This window comes from Micromonospora sp. WMMD987, from assembly GCF_029581435.1.
Taxonomy (GTDB): domain Bacteria; phylum Actinomycetota; class Actinomycetes; order Mycobacteriales; family Micromonosporaceae; genus Micromonospora; species Micromonospora rifamycinica.
Genome location: NZ_CP120861.1, coordinates 505780 through 520559, shown reverse-complemented (window position 1 = coordinate 520559; position 14780 = coordinate 505780). Strand labels below are relative to the sequence as shown.

Here is a 14780-nt window from a genome sequence, read left to right as displayed (position 1 = left end):
ACCTCCCGGCGCTGGTGGTCACGGTACGAGTTCGAGGGAGAAGGATCGAAAGGCATCTTGTTATCCCGGGATAACAGCAAGCAGGTAAGTGTAGACGTCCAATCTGCGGTTCCCTCGATGCGCCAACGACATCAGGGGGTCTGATGAACGACACGCTCACGCTCTACCAGGAACTCTCCGACCGTCTCCAGCGGTCCCACGTGCCCTGCGAGGTCAGCGACCTGATACGTGCCGCCTTCCAGGGCGAGCAGGTTCTCGACGCCGTGCTGCGGGGAGCGGACCTGCCGCCGTCACGCGACCCGGGCGAGGTGGAAGGTGCGACGCCACGGGCCTTCCTGGAGGAGATCCGGGTCGCCGGCTTCCGGGGGATCGGCCAGCCCGTCACGGTCGGGCGGTTGCCCAAGACCGGCCTGACCGTCTTCGTGGGCCGCAACGGCTCCGGGAAGTCCAGCCTCGCCGAGGCCATCGAGTACACGCTGACCGAGGACTCTCCGCGTTGGGCGCAGCGCCCGTCGGCCTTCCGCGAGGGCTGGCGGAACCTGCACCACGACGGCGCATCGGAGATCCGCCTCAGCCTCCGGCTCGAATCCGGCCAGCAGGCGACGACCCACCGCACCTGGCCGGTCGGGACCACCGACCTGACCTGCGCGACGGTCACCACGACCATCGACGGCGCCGCGATGCCGCCCGGTCAGGTGCCGCAGTGGATCGGCCAGGCAGCCCGGTACCGGCCGTTCCTGTCCGCCCGGGACCTCGAGCGGGTCATCACCTCCACGCCGGCCGAACTCTACGACGCGATCGCGCCGATCCTCGGCCTCGGCCCGCTGCGCGACACCGACAACCGGCTGCGGCAACGGCGCAAGGCCTATGACGACCGGGCCAAGGCACTCAAGGCGGCCTTCACCGTGCTGCGCGAACAGCTCGGCCAGGTCGACGACCAGCGCGCCCGCGACACCCTGAGCGCCCTCGGCAGGCAGGCCGGCCGGGCCGATCTGACCAGGCTGACCGATCTTGCCAACAGTGTGGCCACCGCGTCGGACGAGCCTGCGGTGATCGCCGCGCGACGGCTCGCCGAGCAGGAGTTGCCCGACCTCGGTCAGGCCCTCGTGTCCCTCGACGAGTCCGAGGTGGCGATGCGGCAGGCGACTGGCACCGACAGCGGCGTCGCCGACCGGAGCGCGCAGTTGCTGCGGGCCGCGCTCGCCGTGCACCACGACCGTGGCGACGGCCCGTGTCCCGTGTGCCGCGCCGGCACCCTCGACCAGGACTGGCGTAGGCAGGCGGAGGAGGAACTGGCCCGGCTGGTCGCAGCCGCCGAGGCGGCACAGAAGGCCGAGCAGGCGCACACGCACGCCCGCCGGAGAGTCGACGGGCTGGTCGGCGAAGTGGATCGGCTCCTGGGACCAGCCGCCACCGCGCTGGCAGCCCACCTTCCCGCGCAGAGCACGGCGATGCACGAGGCACTCGCCCTGCTCGCTGGCGACCCGGCCGCTTGGGAGGGTGTAGTCGCAGCGCACGCCGCCCTCGCGTCAGCGGCGGCCGACTGGCTCGCCCAGCGGCACGACGCCTGGCGTGAGCCCGGTGCCGCGATCCGCCGCTGGGTCGACGCCGCGGCCCTGGTTCGCGCCGAAGCGCCTACCCTCGCCCTGCTCACGAGTGCCCGGGCGGCGCTCGACAACGCCGACAAGGTGATGCGCGCCGATCGGCTGGCCGACTTCGCCGTGCAGTCGGACCGGATCTGGCAGAAGCTGCGGCAGGAGAGCAACGTCGAGCTGCGCCACCTGCGCATGGAAGGGGTGAACACCACCCGCCGGGTGCTGTTTCCGGTCGCCGCCGATGGTGTCGAAACCAGTGCCCTCGCGGTGATGAGCCAGGGCGAGTTGCACGCCCTCGGCCTGGCGGTCTTCTTGCCCCGCGCCTGCGCCGAGGCCAGCCCGCACCGGTTCGTGATCATCGACGACCCGGTACAGAGCATGGACCCCACCAAGATCGACGGTCTGGCCGAGGTGTTGCGGGAGATCGCCCTGACCCGGCAGGTCATCGTGTTCACCCACGACGACCGGCTGCCGGAAGCGATCCGCCGGCTCGATATCGAGGCCGACGTCCGGGAAGTGACTCGACGCGAAGGCTCGATCGTCGAGGTCCGGGCGGTCTGCGACCCGGCGGACCGCTACCTCGACGATGCCCGCGCCGTGGTCGCCGCCGAGATCTCGGATGAGGTGAAGTACCTGATGGTCGGCGGGTTCTGCCGGTCCGCGATCGAGTCGGTGAGCATGGATCGCTACCGGGCTGCCCAGCATCGGCGCGGCACCCCCTACCAGCAGATCCAGGAAGGACTCGGCGGGGCGCACACCGTCCAGGACCGGCTCAGCCTCGGGCTCTTCGGCCGCATCGTGCCCCGGCCGGACCTCTTCGCCCGTCTCGACCGTGACTTCGGCGCGCAGTCCTCCCGGACGGTCAAGGCGGTGGCGCAGGCGGTCCACGGTCATCAGACGATGCCCGTCCGGGCGATGGTCGACAACACCGCGACGCTCGTCCGGCGGTTGCGATGACGTCGGCATACCTCGCCACCGCCGACCGGATGCTCACCAGCGTCATCCGGGGCGCACGGGGAGCCTGGCCGCGGGCCTGCGCCTGGCTGCTGCGCCACGAACTGGAAACGGCGATGGACCGGTACTGGGCCCGGGTCTGCCCGGAGATCGGGGCGACCAGGGCGCAGCGGCCGAAGCTGCTGCTGCTCGCCCACTACGCCGGCCCCGAGCTCGGGCACCGGGCGAGCTACCTGTGGTGGGCGCTGTCCCGCGCCGGTCACCACCACTGCTACGAACTCGGCATCACCGCAGCCGAGCTGGCCCGGCTCCGGAGCGAACTTCTCGACGTCATCTCCCTCCTCGACCACTCGGAGGTCCCCACATGCTGAAGCGGGATCACGCCCTGCTGATCCTCGGCGTTGAGGCACTGGCCATCGTCGGTGTCGTCTACTACCTCGTCACGTTCGACCTCATGAGTCTTGCCTGGTCGGCGTCGCTCGCGATCGCCGTCCCGGCCTGGCTGCTCGCGGTGAAAGCACCGACGACGTGCGGCGTGACCACCCAGAAGGGCGGCCTGTGCGGACGGAAGGTCAACGGGGTGATCTTCGGCTGCGGCCGGTCGAACCACACCTGGGCCAAGTTCTTCGCCCGGTTCGGCTGGCGTCGTCAACCGGATCCGTCGACCGTTCGGGGGAAGCTCTCCGGCGAGGGCTCCGAGGCCCGCGAGATCGTCACGGTGAGGATCGCCGAGGACTGGAAGAGCACCGTAGCGTTCTGGCTCGCCCTCACCGCGACGACCTGCGCGCTGGTCAGCGCCACCGTCGATGCCACCAACTTCATACGTGCCCAGGATCAGCCGAAGCCGGCAGCCGCTGCGGCCGGTGGTCGCGCAGGACCGCTCGGGCGGTGAGGATCAGCCGGTTGCGGATCTGCGTCAGCGACAGGTGCGGCCCGGTCATGGTCAGGTCGCCCCGAGGGCGGCGGCCAACCGGATGATGTCGGCCGGGGCGTGCCGGGCGCGGGCCACCTGGGCGAGCACCTCCCGGGTGGCCGGTCGGTGGCGTACCTCGGCGGGGGCCATCCGGTCGGCGTCGGCCAGCACCCGGCCGGCGTTGGCCGGGTCGTCGGCCTGGAGGTAGGCGCGGGCCGCGTCGACCAGGTGCGCCGCCCGGTGTTCCAGCGGCAGCCACCGCCAGGCGTCCCGCCGGGTCGTCCTCTCGTGCCAGGCCACCGCCTCGCCGGCATGGCCCAGGTCGAGGGCGGCGGCGGTCCGGGCGAGGTCGACGGCCGTCGGCCCGAACGCGGTCCGGTGGTGGTCGTGGCCCTCGCCGACCTGGGCGGCCATGTCGGCGGCCTCGTCGAGGAGGTCGGCGACGGCCTGGTCGTCGCCCCGGCGGGACGCCGCCAGGGCGGCCTGCACCAGCAGCGTCCCGCACAACGACAACTCGCCGGGGCCACCGTCGTCGGGTTCCGGCGGGGCGATCCGGTACGCGGCGGCGAGCGCCGCCGACACCGCCGCCCGCGCCCGCCCCGAGGCGCGGAACACCTGGCCGAGCTGCACCGTGGCGGCGGCCACCAGCAGGGGGTCGCCGGCCCCGGTGGCCATGGCCCGATCGGCGGCCAGCCAGCCCAGGTCGACCTCACCGAGCTTCACCAGCAGCGACGCGGTGAGCCGGTACGCCTCCACCAGCAGCGGGCGGCTCCGCTCGTGGTCGTCGGCGGCGACCCGTTGCACGTCGGCCAGCAGACCCGGCAGGACGGCGACCACCTGCGGGTACCGGGCATGGTGGAACTGCACCCAGGCATGCCCGACGTCCCGGACCACCCGGTCAGCCGGCGGCACGGCACGGGCCGCCGGTCGACCCAGAGCGATCTCGTACGCCGACAGGGCGTCCCGTATCCGCTCCACCCCCGCGACCCGCTCGGCCGCCGTGGCGGGTCGCGCGTCCCGGCCGAGCAGCACGGCGGTGTCGATCCGCAGCACGGCGGCGATGTCCCGCAGCGTCGACACCTTGTCCAGCGACCGGACGCCCCGCTCCACCTTGTCGACCCAGGATTTCGACCGGCCGAGCCGATCGGCGAACACCTGCTGCGACAGCCTGCGCCGCCCCCGCCAGTAGGCCACCCGCCGGCCGACCGGCAGCAGCTCACTGCTGTCCACGACGCCACCGCCGATCCGGTACCGCCCGGGTGGTCTCCTCTGCGGGTATCCGTTCCGCCTCGGCCTGGGCGAGGATCCGTTGCCGGGCCGCCTCGCGTTCCGCCGCCTGGATCTGCTCGCCCCGGTCCTCCCCGTCGGGCCTGCGCCGTGCCGTCACGACCAGCACCCCGCCCGGTACTCCCCCGCCAGCGTCAACAGCGGCCGTTCCGGCAGCAACGGCCGTTGCGGCAGGTGGGGCACCGATGCCACACCCCTCACCCGGTACGCCGCCAGGCGCTCCGCGTGGTTCGGCATCGGCCGGAGGCGGTCGAGCGGGTCGACCCGCCGCCGCCGGAACGGCCGCCAGAGCCGCGCCAGCAGACCGGGGTACGTCGGTTCCTTCGCATGCCGAGCCATGAGCCCCTCCCGGATGTAGTTGCTTCTGCACCAAGAGTGACAACGCCGATCCGAGAAGTCTAGACTTCCATGGAAGATTTCTTTGGAGGACTGATCTTCTCCCACGTTCTTGATCCTGGCGATGGAAAGGAGAACACTGATGGTGTTCGCGACCTTGGAGGTAGACGTGGCGAGGGCGACTGGTCCGACGATCGCGCGGTGGCAACTCGGCCGAGAGCTGCATCGGCTCCGTGAAGCAGCCGGCGTCTCGCACAAGGAGATTGCCACCGAGCTGGGCTGCTCAGAGTCGAAGATTTACAAGATCGAGTCAGGGGTGGTCGGCGTCAGTCGGGCCGATGTGATCGTGATGCTCACCCGCTACGGTGTCGGCGACGATCGGGTACGGCAGACCGCTCTTGACCTCCAGCGCCAAGGCAAGGAGCGTGGCTGGTGGGCGAAGTTCGGCCAGCTCCCCAACCCTTACAGCATGTATATCGGCCTGGAGTCCGCAGCGACCGCCGTCCGAAACTTCGAGCTGGCCGTTGTGCCCGGGTTGCTCCAGACCGAGGCCTACGCCTATGCGATCACCAGCGCCGCTTGGCCGGGGCAGAGCGAGGAAGCGCGTCGCCGAGTCGCCGTGCGGATGACCAGGCAAGATTGCCTGACCGATGAGCCGGTGGTGAAGCTCTGGGCAATCGTGGACGAGGGTGTGCTACATCGCCAGACCGGCGGCCCCGAGGTCATGCGCGCCCAACTCCACCATCTCATCGAGATGAGCGACCGGCCGAACATCGAGCTTCAGGTGCTGCCGTTCGGGGAAGGCTGGCACCCCGGCACCGTAGGTTCCTTCTCGATCCTGGAGTTCCCGGAGGACATCCACAGCCCGGTCGTCTACGTGGTCAGCCAGGCAGGAGACGCCTATCTCGAACGTGAGGACGACCTGCGGCGGGTTACGCTTACCTATACCCACCTGCATGCGGCAGCGCTCAGCGCCAGCAAGTCACGGGACCTGATCGCTGCCATCGCGAAGGACATGACATAGGGGAGGCGCAATGGACCGTTCACGCGCGGAATGGCGCAAGAGCAGCCGAAGCGACGCCAACGGCCAGTGCGTCGAGGTGGCCGACCTCCGCGACGGGGTGGCCGTCCGGGACAGCAAGGACCAGACCGGCCCCACCCTCGCCTTCGACGCCCGGGGCTGGCGTACCTTCGTCGACTCCCTCAAGAACAACTGACGCCGCCCGTCGTACCGACTGCGGCAGCGACCTGCCCCGGCCCCCGTCTCGGAGGTCGGGGCACGCTGCTTTTCCCGGCCGCCGGAAAGCCCGGCGGCCCTCGGCCCGCCGGGTCCGCCTGAGTTCGAGCGATCCGGTCAGGCCAGAATCGTCCCCCTCTACGAGGGTAGCCTGCCAACTTCGGTGGTCGTGGCTTGCTTCATGACGGCCGAGCTGGTGGTGCCGAGGAATTCGTAAGAACTGGAGTCAAATACCAGTGCCTCGAAACCACCTGCGGAGATGCCGACGCCTTTCCGGCCCGAACCGTCCTGCACGTTAGCCATCGTGTCAACTTCTGGGATCCGCGCCAGAGCCTTGAAAATTGCGCCGCGTTGCTCCGGCAGCAGGTAGGTCCCGGTCACCAGAAGCGTTCTTGCCGTTTCGAGCGCCAGCGCATCCTGCCCCTCGATCGTGCCGCCGCTAGAGGTTGTCGGGCTGGGCGAGCCGTCTGGGCGGTCCCCCTTGAGCCAGGCCAGCACCGCTGCGGGCTCGGTAGGGAAGTCTTCTGGCAGAAGGCCTCTTACGCAGGTCGAGGGTGCACGTTCTGGCACAGTCGATTTCTGCGCTTCCAGGCACGGAGCGACCGGAAGCCACGGTCCCCATTCAGCGCTTCCCTCTCTCGGGCGCTGTCGTTGTTGACCACTCTTCGCAGGGTTGACCGGAAGCCAGATTTGTGTCACGACGGGGCTGTCCCTGACGATCTTGAAAGAGCCGTCAGGCTGCTCAACTTGACTCGGGTAACTACTGACCGTTTCGGTGAAAATGTACTCGCCACCCTGGAAGGTCAGAAGAGTTGATTGACTACTGACAGCGGCTGCGTTGTTGAGGATGACAGCGGCCGGGTCGATGGCCGTTGACTCGGGCGAAGTTTGCGGGCTCGGCCAAACGATCGCCACCGCCGCAGCAGCACCCATCAGCGCAAGGCCCACCATTCCGGCATGCCATATCTTGACTGGTCGCTTAGGAGGAGAATCGCGGAAGGTTGCCGCAGGGAGCCCAGCAAGTGGCTCGTCCTGACGCGGAGCGAGGTCCTCCCCTAGTTGCTTGATCAGGTCCAGATCCTTCACGTCAACTCCAGGACGATGTCGTCGGGCAGATACTTGCGGATCTTCTGGCGGGCGCGGTGCAATCGCGACCGAACCGTGCCGAGTGGTATCTGGAGCGCCCTGGCCACCTCCTCGTAGCTCAGGCCTGCCCATGCGATCATGAGCAACACGTCCCGATCGCGACGAGAGAGTTTCGCGAGCGCCTCGATCAGTGGCCCCCGCAACGTTCGCGCCGATACCGCATCAGCGACCTGATTGGCAAGACTCTCCCCGTTCTCGTGCTGTGCGGCGCGAAGGAGCGTGCGATACCTGGCCTGCTCGACGCGATGATGGCGAGCGATCTCCCTGATCGCGATGGCGAAGAACCAAGGTCGAGCATCACTGTGACCCGGGTCGTATGTCCTCCTGGCGCGAAACGCCTTCAGGAAGGTCTCCGCGACGACATCCTCGGCAGCTTCCCTCCCGAGCCTCCGGTACGCGTAGCCGTGCAAGACCCTGGCATGTCGCTCGTACAGCACTCCGAAGCGGCCGGGGTCGAGCAGCGACGCCTGGATGACCTCGGCGTCGGTGCGCCCCCCCGTGGCCGGGTCGCCCCGGACGTTGCCTTCCGTATTGATCACCTGCTTCAAATCCGCCCTCCTACCTGTCGTAGCCAATCCATCTATGCAACAGAGGCCCCACAGGTTCGCTCCACCCCGCCCACCAGCATCATCGTTATGCTTTCGTTACCGAAGCAGAGTGTCACTCAAGGCTCGACAGGCAGACCTCAACCCACGCACCCATTTAACAATAAACAACCCTAAGTAGTTGTTAAACAACAGCCTACGTCAATGTTAATTTATTCGTGGCACAGGAAGTAGACATCGCCGTTCCACTGCTAGCGTGAACATATCTGAAGGGCCGGAAGGCGTTTTCCGCCTAAGCAACGACACGAAACGCCACCGTGCCAAATTCGAGATTTCGAGGACCTAGGGGAAGGCATCAATGATCCTGCCAACAAGAATCATGCATGTCCTGCTGGCCGCATCTACCACCGTTGCCGTTGTCGCCAACAGTGCTCCCGCCCACGCGGGCACTCCCACCACCCCTGCCTCCAACATGTCGGTAGCCCTCCAGTCGCTGATGGAGCTCTATCCGGACTCCACGGTGGTGAGTGAAGACACTCTTCTGATAGCCCCTGGCGTCGAGATCACCATGCCGGCGAGTCAGCCACGCAACAAGCGGGTACTCTCGAAGGCTGCCGTCAAGGCGGCTCTTGCAGCTCCCAACCCCCAGCGACCTGCACCCGCCGGGCCTCCGGAAGCCCGGACGCACGCGTCGACCGCGCAGCAGGGCACAGCCGCAGAACCGTCCCACTACGGGTGCGCCTATCAATATTTGTGCCTATGGGCCGATCAAGGCTTTGTTGGGTACAGCATCAGTTTCTACACCTGCGGATTCAGGGACCTGGGGACGATCAACTATCCGACAGGCGGAAAATGGAACGACAAGGTTACCGGCTACGTCAACAATCAGACGAACGGAACTGTCAGCACCTTCTCCAACTGGAATGGCAGCAGCTTTGTCACGCTCTTCTCGAGCGAAGCGATCGACTGGAACAGCAATATCGGCATTGGGGGCATGTCGTACAACGACATCATCGACGGCGTGCGGGTCTGTTAGCGCCTCATCTTCAAAGATTGGTCGCGTAATCCACAGGTTTCGAGGGCTTGTCGGGCCGGCTGTCTTCTGACGTGGACAAGTGACCGCATCGGCGAACTGAGCGGCCCCGGCCTATCGGTCCGCATGGGTTGTGAGCGAAGTAGCGGTGTCAACCGCGCTCGGATACCGCTACTAAACGGCAAGCTGGGCGGCTGGCCCCGGCCCTCGCCTCGGCGGCCCGGACCGGCTGCCTGCTTGGCAGTCCGCCCAGTGGCGATCAGCTGTCCGCGGAGTGGGCATTGGCGAGGGCCTCGCCGAAGAGCTGTCCGGCGAGTTCCACGCAGCGCATCCGGGCAGGAGAGAAGTCGTAGGGCATCTTGGTGATCGCTGTGGCGGCACTCATCCGGGTGCCCTCCTCACCTTTCAGGTCGGCGTCGTAGGTTTCGAAGATCTTCTCCTCGGCCGCGTCGAGCCCAGCTGCCTCGATGGCCTGATTCAGGGCCATTTGGTGGGCGCATCGCTGTACGGCGAGCTCTTCGACGCGCGGGTCGTCGGGTTCGACGCCGTCGTCGAGGGCGGCCTCGGCCGCCTCAAGACGGTCCTCCTCGGCCCGCAGGTCGGGGTGGGTGGCCAGCACGATGAACGTGCCGGCCTGGATGGCGGCGCCCAGCGGCCCGAAGATCCGTTCTGTGACCAGCAGGGCATCCAGATCGGAGGGGCGCAACGCTCCCGGGGGCAGGTGGCTGAGCCGGTCCGTGACCAGTTCGGAGAGCAGCCCCAGCGGGCTGCCCACCGCCTGTAGGCGCTGGACGGCCACGCGCCGACGTTTGATGGCCGCCTCCTGCGACGCCAAGGTTTCCTCCAGCCTGCTCAGGACCGACTCGATAGCCGGGGCTCGGTCCGGGGCTTCGGCTCCAGCTTCGTCCCGGGCTTCGCCGAAGGCGACCCGCATGTCGTCCAGGCTGATACCGGCATCAGCCATCTTGCGGATCCACAGCAGGCGGGTCATGTCGTCATAGCCGTAGCGGCGGCGGCCGTCCCCGCCGCGCTCGGGCTCCGGCAGCAGACCGATCTCGTGGTAGTGACGGATGGCGCGTGGGGTGATCCCGGCGAACGCAGCGGCATCACCGATCTTGACCTGCCGGGGAGGCGTGAGGGAGGGATACATCGCAGACCGAGCCTTTCGTGCTGTGGTACCCCGACCCCACCACATGCCGCTACGGCATGTGCAACAACCTCATCCAGGCACCACCGGAGCCAGGCCCCAGCTGCCGCCGGGAATCTCCACTGACCGCCGACAGGCCGGGCTTCGGGCGGCGTCGGGGCGTTACTCGTTCCACCGGACACCCCAGTAGGCGGTGACCTTGCGGAGGTCACCGCCGTACCTGCTCGCGCCCTCCCGCTGCCAGCCGCAGTCGACCAGGCGGATCGACACGACCCGCTGCTGGGGATAGCCGAAGACGATCCCGTGCTCGACAGTCCCACCGAGCAGACACACCTCGTCCCGGGGCGGATCGGTGGGCAGAGCATTCAGGTAGGAGGAGAGGTCATCGACGCGCTCGGTGCTCCTCCGGCTGGCATCCAGCCGTAGCGGTTCGGCGCTGTCGTGCCGGTACGTGCAGAGGAACATCTCGGTAGCCGCCGCCGGCACCAGATCGGCCGTGCCGCCGGACGGCGACGAGCGCTCGTCCCAGGCATCCGGGCAGCGGGCGGGACCTTCCTCGGTGTTGTCCAGGGACGCCGGCTGGGCCTCGGCGCGTGCCGGCCCCTCGGGACCACGCAGCAGAGCGAAGGCCCAACCGAGGCAAACCAGGGCCAGCACCGCCACGGCTACCGCGAGACGCCACCGCCTGAATAGGTGCCCTGCGTCGATCGTCCACGCCATCGACGACCACCCTCCACCGATTCTTCCCCACGGACATCATAGGTGCCTCTGGCCTGACCGGACGGAAAAAATCAACCGGGGTCACTCCTGCGAGTGACCCCGGCCCGCCAAGAAAAAGATCTGTCAGGAAGTCGACGAACTGGTGTTGGGATAGGCACCGTAAACCCGAATGATGTCTGCCCAGTCCTGGAAGTAGAGGGTGGTGCCCCCACCCCCGGACACGATGCCCTTCGCTCGCACGCCGGTGCCGTCGAGCGTGAAAACGGCACCGCCGCTGTCTCCGGCCCGCGCTGCGGTGGAACCGTTCACCTGCGTACTCTTGATCACGCCGTAGATCACGTAATCGCAGTCGCCGTCGGAGTCGGGGGTATTGCAACTGACGCGGAAGTCGGTCGAACTCTGCTGCCTGATGCCACAGACGGTGCCGCTGGCCATGCCTGACTGGCACACCAGCTCGTTCGCCGCCCAGTACCCCCAGCCTCGGACCGCCTTGGTCGTCGAGGTGGTGGCAGAACCATCGAAGATCAGGTACCAGCCGGGTGCATTGATCAATAGCAGATCGGAACGCCAGTCGTCGTCGTACACCGGACCCATGTCGTCGAAAGCTCCGCCGAACTTCCCCTGGTACGCATCGTCCGGTGGAGTGGCACAGTGCCCGGCACTGAGCACGTAGCTGCGTCCGCCGGCGTGCACGCCGAAGCCCGTCGTGCAGTTCATCCGGTGGTCGCTCCCGCGCCAGGACTCCCAGCGCCCGCCACCGTTCCACGGCGGGGAGTCGTCGAGCCGGCTGGTGAGCAGGTCGAACGGCTCGGTCGCATCGGTCACCCGGACCGGCACGGCCACCCGGGCCTCCGCGAGAACCCGCTCCACGGAGAGTCGGCCCGCGCCGCCGCGCCGAGCCCCGACAGTGGGTACGCCGCCACGGGACGCCTGCGGCCCGCGCGTGATCTGAAGGCCGGTGCCGTCAGGGGCGTAGCTGATCGACTGGATGTCGCCGCCGCCATGGCGGTCGATCACGGAATGGATCCTGCCCCCTGCGGCATGCAATTCCGCCTCCGAGTGGGCGGCAGCCTTGACCACGACGCGGCCGAAGGCCCGCCCGGCGTCGAGCGCGGCGGACATGTCGCGCGTCAGGGCGCCCTTCCAGTACACAGTGAGGCCGTCATTCTCGAACGCCACCCCCGCGAAACCGGAATGCGGATCCCGCATCCGAGCGTCCCAGATGACGGTGAGAGCGGGTTGGAGCTTCTCCTGCCGCCGCATCTCGGCCAGCAGCGCGGGGTCGAGATTGTCCGTGGCCTGGAGGTCGGCGCTGCCGGCGCTGGGGCCGGTGGGCGCGGCACCGGCTGTCACTGGTCCGACGAGCAGCACCGGCACCATCACCAGAGCGGCCAGCACGGCCGCCCCGATTCTGCGTCGCTTCACGGACGAATGACAAGAACTGGCAGTCAGCATTCTGAGTCCCCTGTGTGTCGATTAATCAACACAGAGTAGCGGCTCAGTCACTCAAATGCGGGACCTGAATTCTCATAGTTTCCTATAGTTCGCTATTTACTTCAAAAATGGTCAAAAGGTATACATCGGTCTATACGCGCGCCTTCATCAACTTCGTCGGCCACTATTGAAGCCCGCCGTGCCGACTGCGGCCAGTGGACCCTCCGACCGACTATCACCTCACGCCTGGGATGCAGGAACAGGCCGGTTTTCGACCCAATCCTGCGAAACATCGGCCTTGATTGCACCCTGACCTGCGGTAGCGTGCACCTGTGCTCATCAGGTTCGAGGTCAGCAACTACCGGTCGATCGCCGAGGGCGTCGAGCTGTCGATGGTGGCGGTGGACCGCGACCGCGAGGCGGCCCGGGACGCACCCCACCTCGGCGAGAGCCTGCTGACCCGGGCCGCGATCTACGGGCCGAACGCATCCGGCAAGTCGAACGTCGTCGCCGCCCTCGCCTGGCTACGTGACGCGGTGGAAAACTCACTCCGGCTGTGGGAGGACGAGATCCCGCTGGAGCCCTTCGCCTTCGGCCCGATGCCGACCGGCTCCAGCGAGTTCGTCATAGAAACCACAGTGGATGGTGTGCGCTTCGAATACGTCGTCGAACTCGACGCCCACCACATCTGCTACGAGGGGCTGTTTCACTATCCCGAGAGGAAGCGTCGCCGGATCTTCGAGCGGGAGGGCTCCGAGCTCAAGCTCCAGCGCGGCCTGGGCGCACTGTCCGGAACCCGCGAGTTGCTGACGGAACGGACGCTCGCCCTGTCCGCCGCGCGACGCTTCGACGAACCGCTCGTCACGAATTTCGCCAGGGAGATTCTCAACATTCAGGTACTGGGCCAACTGCCGCACCGGGCCAGTTCGGGGACGTTCCTTAACAGGTTGCGTTCACCTTATCCCGGCAGGACTGTTACGACCCGTTGGTTTGATGGACCAGACAACGACCAGCCATTGCTGCCGCCCCTGCCCAGCAAAGAAGAAAGCGTACCCGGCAGCGAGAACAAAGAATGGTCCGCTCTCAGCAACCGACAACAGGCATTGGCACTGCTACGTCTCGCCGATCTGGGCATCGAAGATGTCGTAGTTACTAGGGAGCAAGTCTTCTCCGACGCCGGCACGAGCGTAACCCGACGCCATTTACGTCTCCTACACAGGGCCGGCAACGACTCCACACCGCTTGATTTCTCCGCTGAATCGGAAGGAACAAAGACGTGGTTCGGCCTGATCGGCCCGGTGCTGACCGCGCTACGGGCAGGGTCGATCGTCATCTTCGACGAGCTGGACGCCAGCCTGCACCCGACGCTCTCCGCTGAACTGCTGCGGGTCTTCCAGAGCCCGGTCACCAACCCGCACGGTGCTCAGCTCATCTTCACCTCGCACGACACCAGCCTGCTCAACCACCTGAACCGGGATGAGGTCTGGCTCACCGAGAAGCAGGCTGACGGTTCCACCCGGCTCGGCGCGCTCGCCGAGTTCGCCGGTGAGCGGGTACGGAAATCGCAGAACCTCGAGAGTGCCTACCTGCACGGCCGGTTCGGTGCGCTCCCCCAGGTCGACCAGACGGAGTTCCTCCGGGCGCTCGGTCTGATCGGCTGACGACACGATGCGCCCACGCCGCCGCGAATCAAAGCCCCTCAAGCGCACCGTCGCTCGACGCCCGGAGTTACGCACGGTCGTCGTGTTCTGCGAGGGGAAGAACTCCGAGCCCGACTACGTCAACGGGTTGAAGAGGCTGCCCGAGATCGCGGGCAACACCGCCCTGAACCTCGAAATCCACCCCGACCAGGGCGTCCCGCTCACGCTCGTGCAGATGGCCGCCGACCGGCTGGCCGACCCGGAGGTGGACGAGTGCTGGTGCATCTTCGATGTGGAGTGGCCGAAGAACCACCCGAACCTGCTCCGCGCCAAGCAGCTCGCCCAGGCCAGGGGTATCGGCCTGGTGATCTCGAACCCGTGCTTCGAGCTGTGGCTGATGCTGCACCACTGCGGGCACACCAGATTCATCGACACGGCCGAAGCCGAGAAGACGAGCCGCAGCCTTGACGGCCGCCCCGGCAAGAGCATCGACGCCAGCATCTACATGTCTCGCCGAAAGCAGGCAGCCCGCCGAGCCGAGGCGCTGGAGAAGCGACACGCGAACAACGGCACCGCGTTTCCCGACGACAACCCGTCCTCCGGGATGCACCACCTGCTACGAGCACTCGGCGCGTACTAGCGACCTCCCGGCCCGGTCGACACCCCCGAGACCGGGCGGACCAGGCGGGTGGGGCGGTCGGAATGGCGACACTGTTCCGCGGAAGATCCACTGTGGACGTACGGTAGGCTCTCCGCCGACTGGCGGCACGGACGTACGTGCGTCCAGCTCGGC

General features: G+C 67.4%; 16 protein-coding genes. 8 read left to right on the top strand and 8 right to left on the bottom strand.

All coding sequences use genetic code 11. From position 1 onward, the window contains the following. The first annotated feature begins 143 nt into the window (after window positions 1-143). Genes O7612_RS02365 through O7612_RS02355 form a run of 3 tightly spaced genes read left to right on the top strand, consistent with a single transcriptional unit; the run spans window position 144 to window position 3441 of the window. A complete protein-coding gene (locus O7612_RS02365; RefSeq protein WP_282270053.1) occupies window positions 144-2552 on the top strand; it encodes an AAA family ATPase in 2409 nt (802 codons plus the stop codon). Continuing rightward, window positions 2549-2920: a hypothetical protein gene (locus O7612_RS02360; RefSeq protein WP_282270051.1), complete on the top strand. Its 372-nt coding sequence runs from the start codon at window positions 2549-2551 to the stop codon at window positions 2918-2920. The genes O7612_RS02365 and O7612_RS02360 overlap by 4 nt, the downstream gene beginning before the upstream one ends. Further along, window positions 2914-3441, top strand: coding sequence for a hypothetical protein (locus tag O7612_RS02355; RefSeq protein WP_282270049.1), 528 nt, complete (start codon window positions 2914-2916; stop codon window positions 3439-3441). The genes O7612_RS02360 and O7612_RS02355 overlap by 7 nt, the downstream gene beginning before the upstream one ends. 51 nt (window positions 3442-3492) lie before the next feature. Here the strand turns inward: O7612_RS02355 and O7612_RS02350 are convergent, their stop codons facing one another. Genes O7612_RS02350 through O7612_RS02340 form a run of 3 tightly spaced genes read right to left on the bottom strand, consistent with a single transcriptional unit; the run spans window position 3493 to window position 5088 of the window. Beyond that, entirely contained in the window at window positions 3493-4692 is a 1200-nt protein-coding gene (locus O7612_RS02350) for a helix-turn-helix domain-containing protein (RefSeq protein ID WP_282270047.1), read from the bottom strand. Then, window positions 4679-4849, bottom strand: a complete 171-nt coding sequence (locus O7612_RS02345) for a hypothetical protein (RefSeq protein ID WP_282270045.1) — start codon at window positions 4847-4849, stop codon at window positions 4679-4681. The genes O7612_RS02350 and O7612_RS02345 overlap by 14 nt, the downstream gene beginning before the upstream one ends. Further along, window positions 4846-5088, bottom strand: coding sequence for a hypothetical protein (locus O7612_RS02340; RefSeq protein ID WP_067306496.1), 243 nt, complete (start codon window positions 5086-5088; stop codon window positions 4846-4848). Before O7612_RS02340 ends, O7612_RS02345 begins: the two co-directional genes overlap by 4 nt. A gap of 139 nt (window positions 5089-5227) precedes the next feature. On the opposite strand from O7612_RS02340, the gene O7612_RS02335 reads away from it, so the two are divergent. Together O7612_RS02335 and O7612_RS02330 are read left to right on the top strand one after the other, a co-directional pair. Beyond that, window positions 5228-6109 carry a helix-turn-helix transcriptional regulator gene (locus tag O7612_RS02335; protein WP_282270043.1) on the top strand — a complete coding sequence of 294 codons (882 nt, stop codon included), beginning with the start codon at window positions 5228-5230 and terminating at the stop codon, window positions 6107-6109. Window positions 6110-6119: 10 nt separating this feature from the next. After that, window positions 6120-6302 (top strand): DUF397 domain-containing protein, encoded by a 183-nt coding sequence (locus tag O7612_RS02330; RefSeq protein WP_282270041.1) that lies wholly within the window; start codon window positions 6120-6122, stop codon window positions 6300-6302. A gap of 158 nt (window positions 6303-6460) precedes the next feature. Here the strand turns inward: O7612_RS02330 and O7612_RS02325 are convergent, their stop codons facing one another. Both O7612_RS02325 and O7612_RS02320 read right to left on the bottom strand, forming a co-directional pair. Continuing rightward, on the bottom strand, window positions 6461-7408 hold the full coding sequence (locus tag O7612_RS02325) for a CU044_5270 family protein (protein WP_282270040.1): 948 nt from the start codon (window positions 7406-7408) through the stop codon (window positions 6461-6463). Further along, complete coding sequence (locus O7612_RS02320) at window positions 7405-8016, bottom strand: RNA polymerase sigma factor (RefSeq protein ID WP_348774258.1); 612 nt, start codon at window positions 8014-8016, stop codon at window positions 7405-7407. Before O7612_RS02320 ends, O7612_RS02325 begins: the two co-directional genes overlap by 4 nt. Before the next feature lie 355 nt (window positions 8017-8371). On the opposite strand from O7612_RS02320, the gene O7612_RS02315 reads away from it, so the two are divergent. Beyond that, window positions 8372-9049: a hypothetical protein gene (locus tag O7612_RS02315; protein ID WP_282270038.1), complete on the top strand. Its 678-nt coding sequence runs from the start codon at window positions 8372-8374 to the stop codon at window positions 9047-9049. A gap of 256 nt (window positions 9050-9305) precedes the next feature. On the opposite strand, the gene O7612_RS02310 is transcribed toward O7612_RS02315, so the two are convergent. From O7612_RS02310 to O7612_RS02300, 3 genes are all read right to left on the bottom strand, one after another. Further along, window positions 9306-10196: a MerR family transcriptional regulator gene (locus tag O7612_RS02310; RefSeq protein WP_282270037.1), complete on the bottom strand. Its 891-nt coding sequence runs from the start codon at window positions 10194-10196 to the stop codon at window positions 9306-9308. 159 nt (window positions 10197-10355) lie between these two features. Further along, entirely contained in the window at window positions 10356-10850 is a 495-nt protein-coding gene (locus tag O7612_RS02305) for a hypothetical protein (protein ID WP_282270035.1), read from the bottom strand. Window positions 10851-11036: 186 nt separating this feature from the next. Beyond that, entirely contained in the window at window positions 11037-12338 is a 1302-nt protein-coding gene (locus O7612_RS02300; protein WP_282270033.1) for a hypothetical protein, read from the bottom strand. 341 nt (window positions 12339-12679) lie between these two features. Between O7612_RS02300 and O7612_RS02295 the strand changes: the two genes are divergently transcribed. Then, entirely contained in the window at window positions 12680-14008 is a 1329-nt protein-coding gene (locus tag O7612_RS02295) for an ATP-binding protein (RefSeq protein ID WP_282270030.1), read from the top strand. 82 nt (window positions 14009-14090) lie between these two features. Continuing rightward, the gene (locus tag O7612_RS02290) at window positions 14091-14627 is read left to right on the top strand and encodes an RloB family protein (protein WP_282270028.1); all 537 of its coding nucleotides are present in this window, start codon (window positions 14091-14093) and stop codon (window positions 14625-14627) included. The last annotated feature ends 153 nt before the right edge of the window (window positions 14628-14780 follow it).

Bases quoted from the DNA above. Each gene is read 5' to 3' on its own strand.
- O7612_RS02335 (WP_282270043.1), top strand. From the start codon at position 5,228: ATGGTGTTCGCGACCTTGGAGGTAGACGTGGCGAGGGCGACTGGTCCG.
- O7612_RS02330 (WP_282270041.1), top strand. From the start codon at position 6,120: ATGGACCGTTCACGCGCGGAATGGCGCAAGAGCAGCCGAAGCGACGCC.
- O7612_RS02315 (WP_282270038.1), top strand. From the start codon at position 8,372: ATGATCCTGCCAACAAGAATCATGCATGTCCTGCTGGCCGCATCTACC.
- O7612_RS02355 (WP_282270049.1), top strand. From the start codon at position 2,914: ATGCTGAAGCGGGATCACGCCCTGCTGATCCTCGGCGTTGAGGCACTG.
- O7612_RS02340 (WP_067306496.1), bottom strand. From the start codon at position 5,088: ATGGCTCGGCATGCGAAGGAACCGACGTACCCCGGTCTGCTGGCGCGG.
- O7612_RS02310 (WP_282270037.1), bottom strand. From the start codon at position 10,196: ATGTATCCCTCCCTCACGCCTCCCCGGCAGGTCAAGATCGGTGATGCC.
- O7612_RS02360 (WP_282270051.1), top strand. From the start codon at position 2,549: ATGACGTCGGCATACCTCGCCACCGCCGACCGGATGCTCACCAGCGTC.
- O7612_RS02365 (WP_282270053.1), top strand. From the start codon at position 144: ATGAACGACACGCTCACGCTCTACCAGGAACTCTCCGACCGTCTCCAG.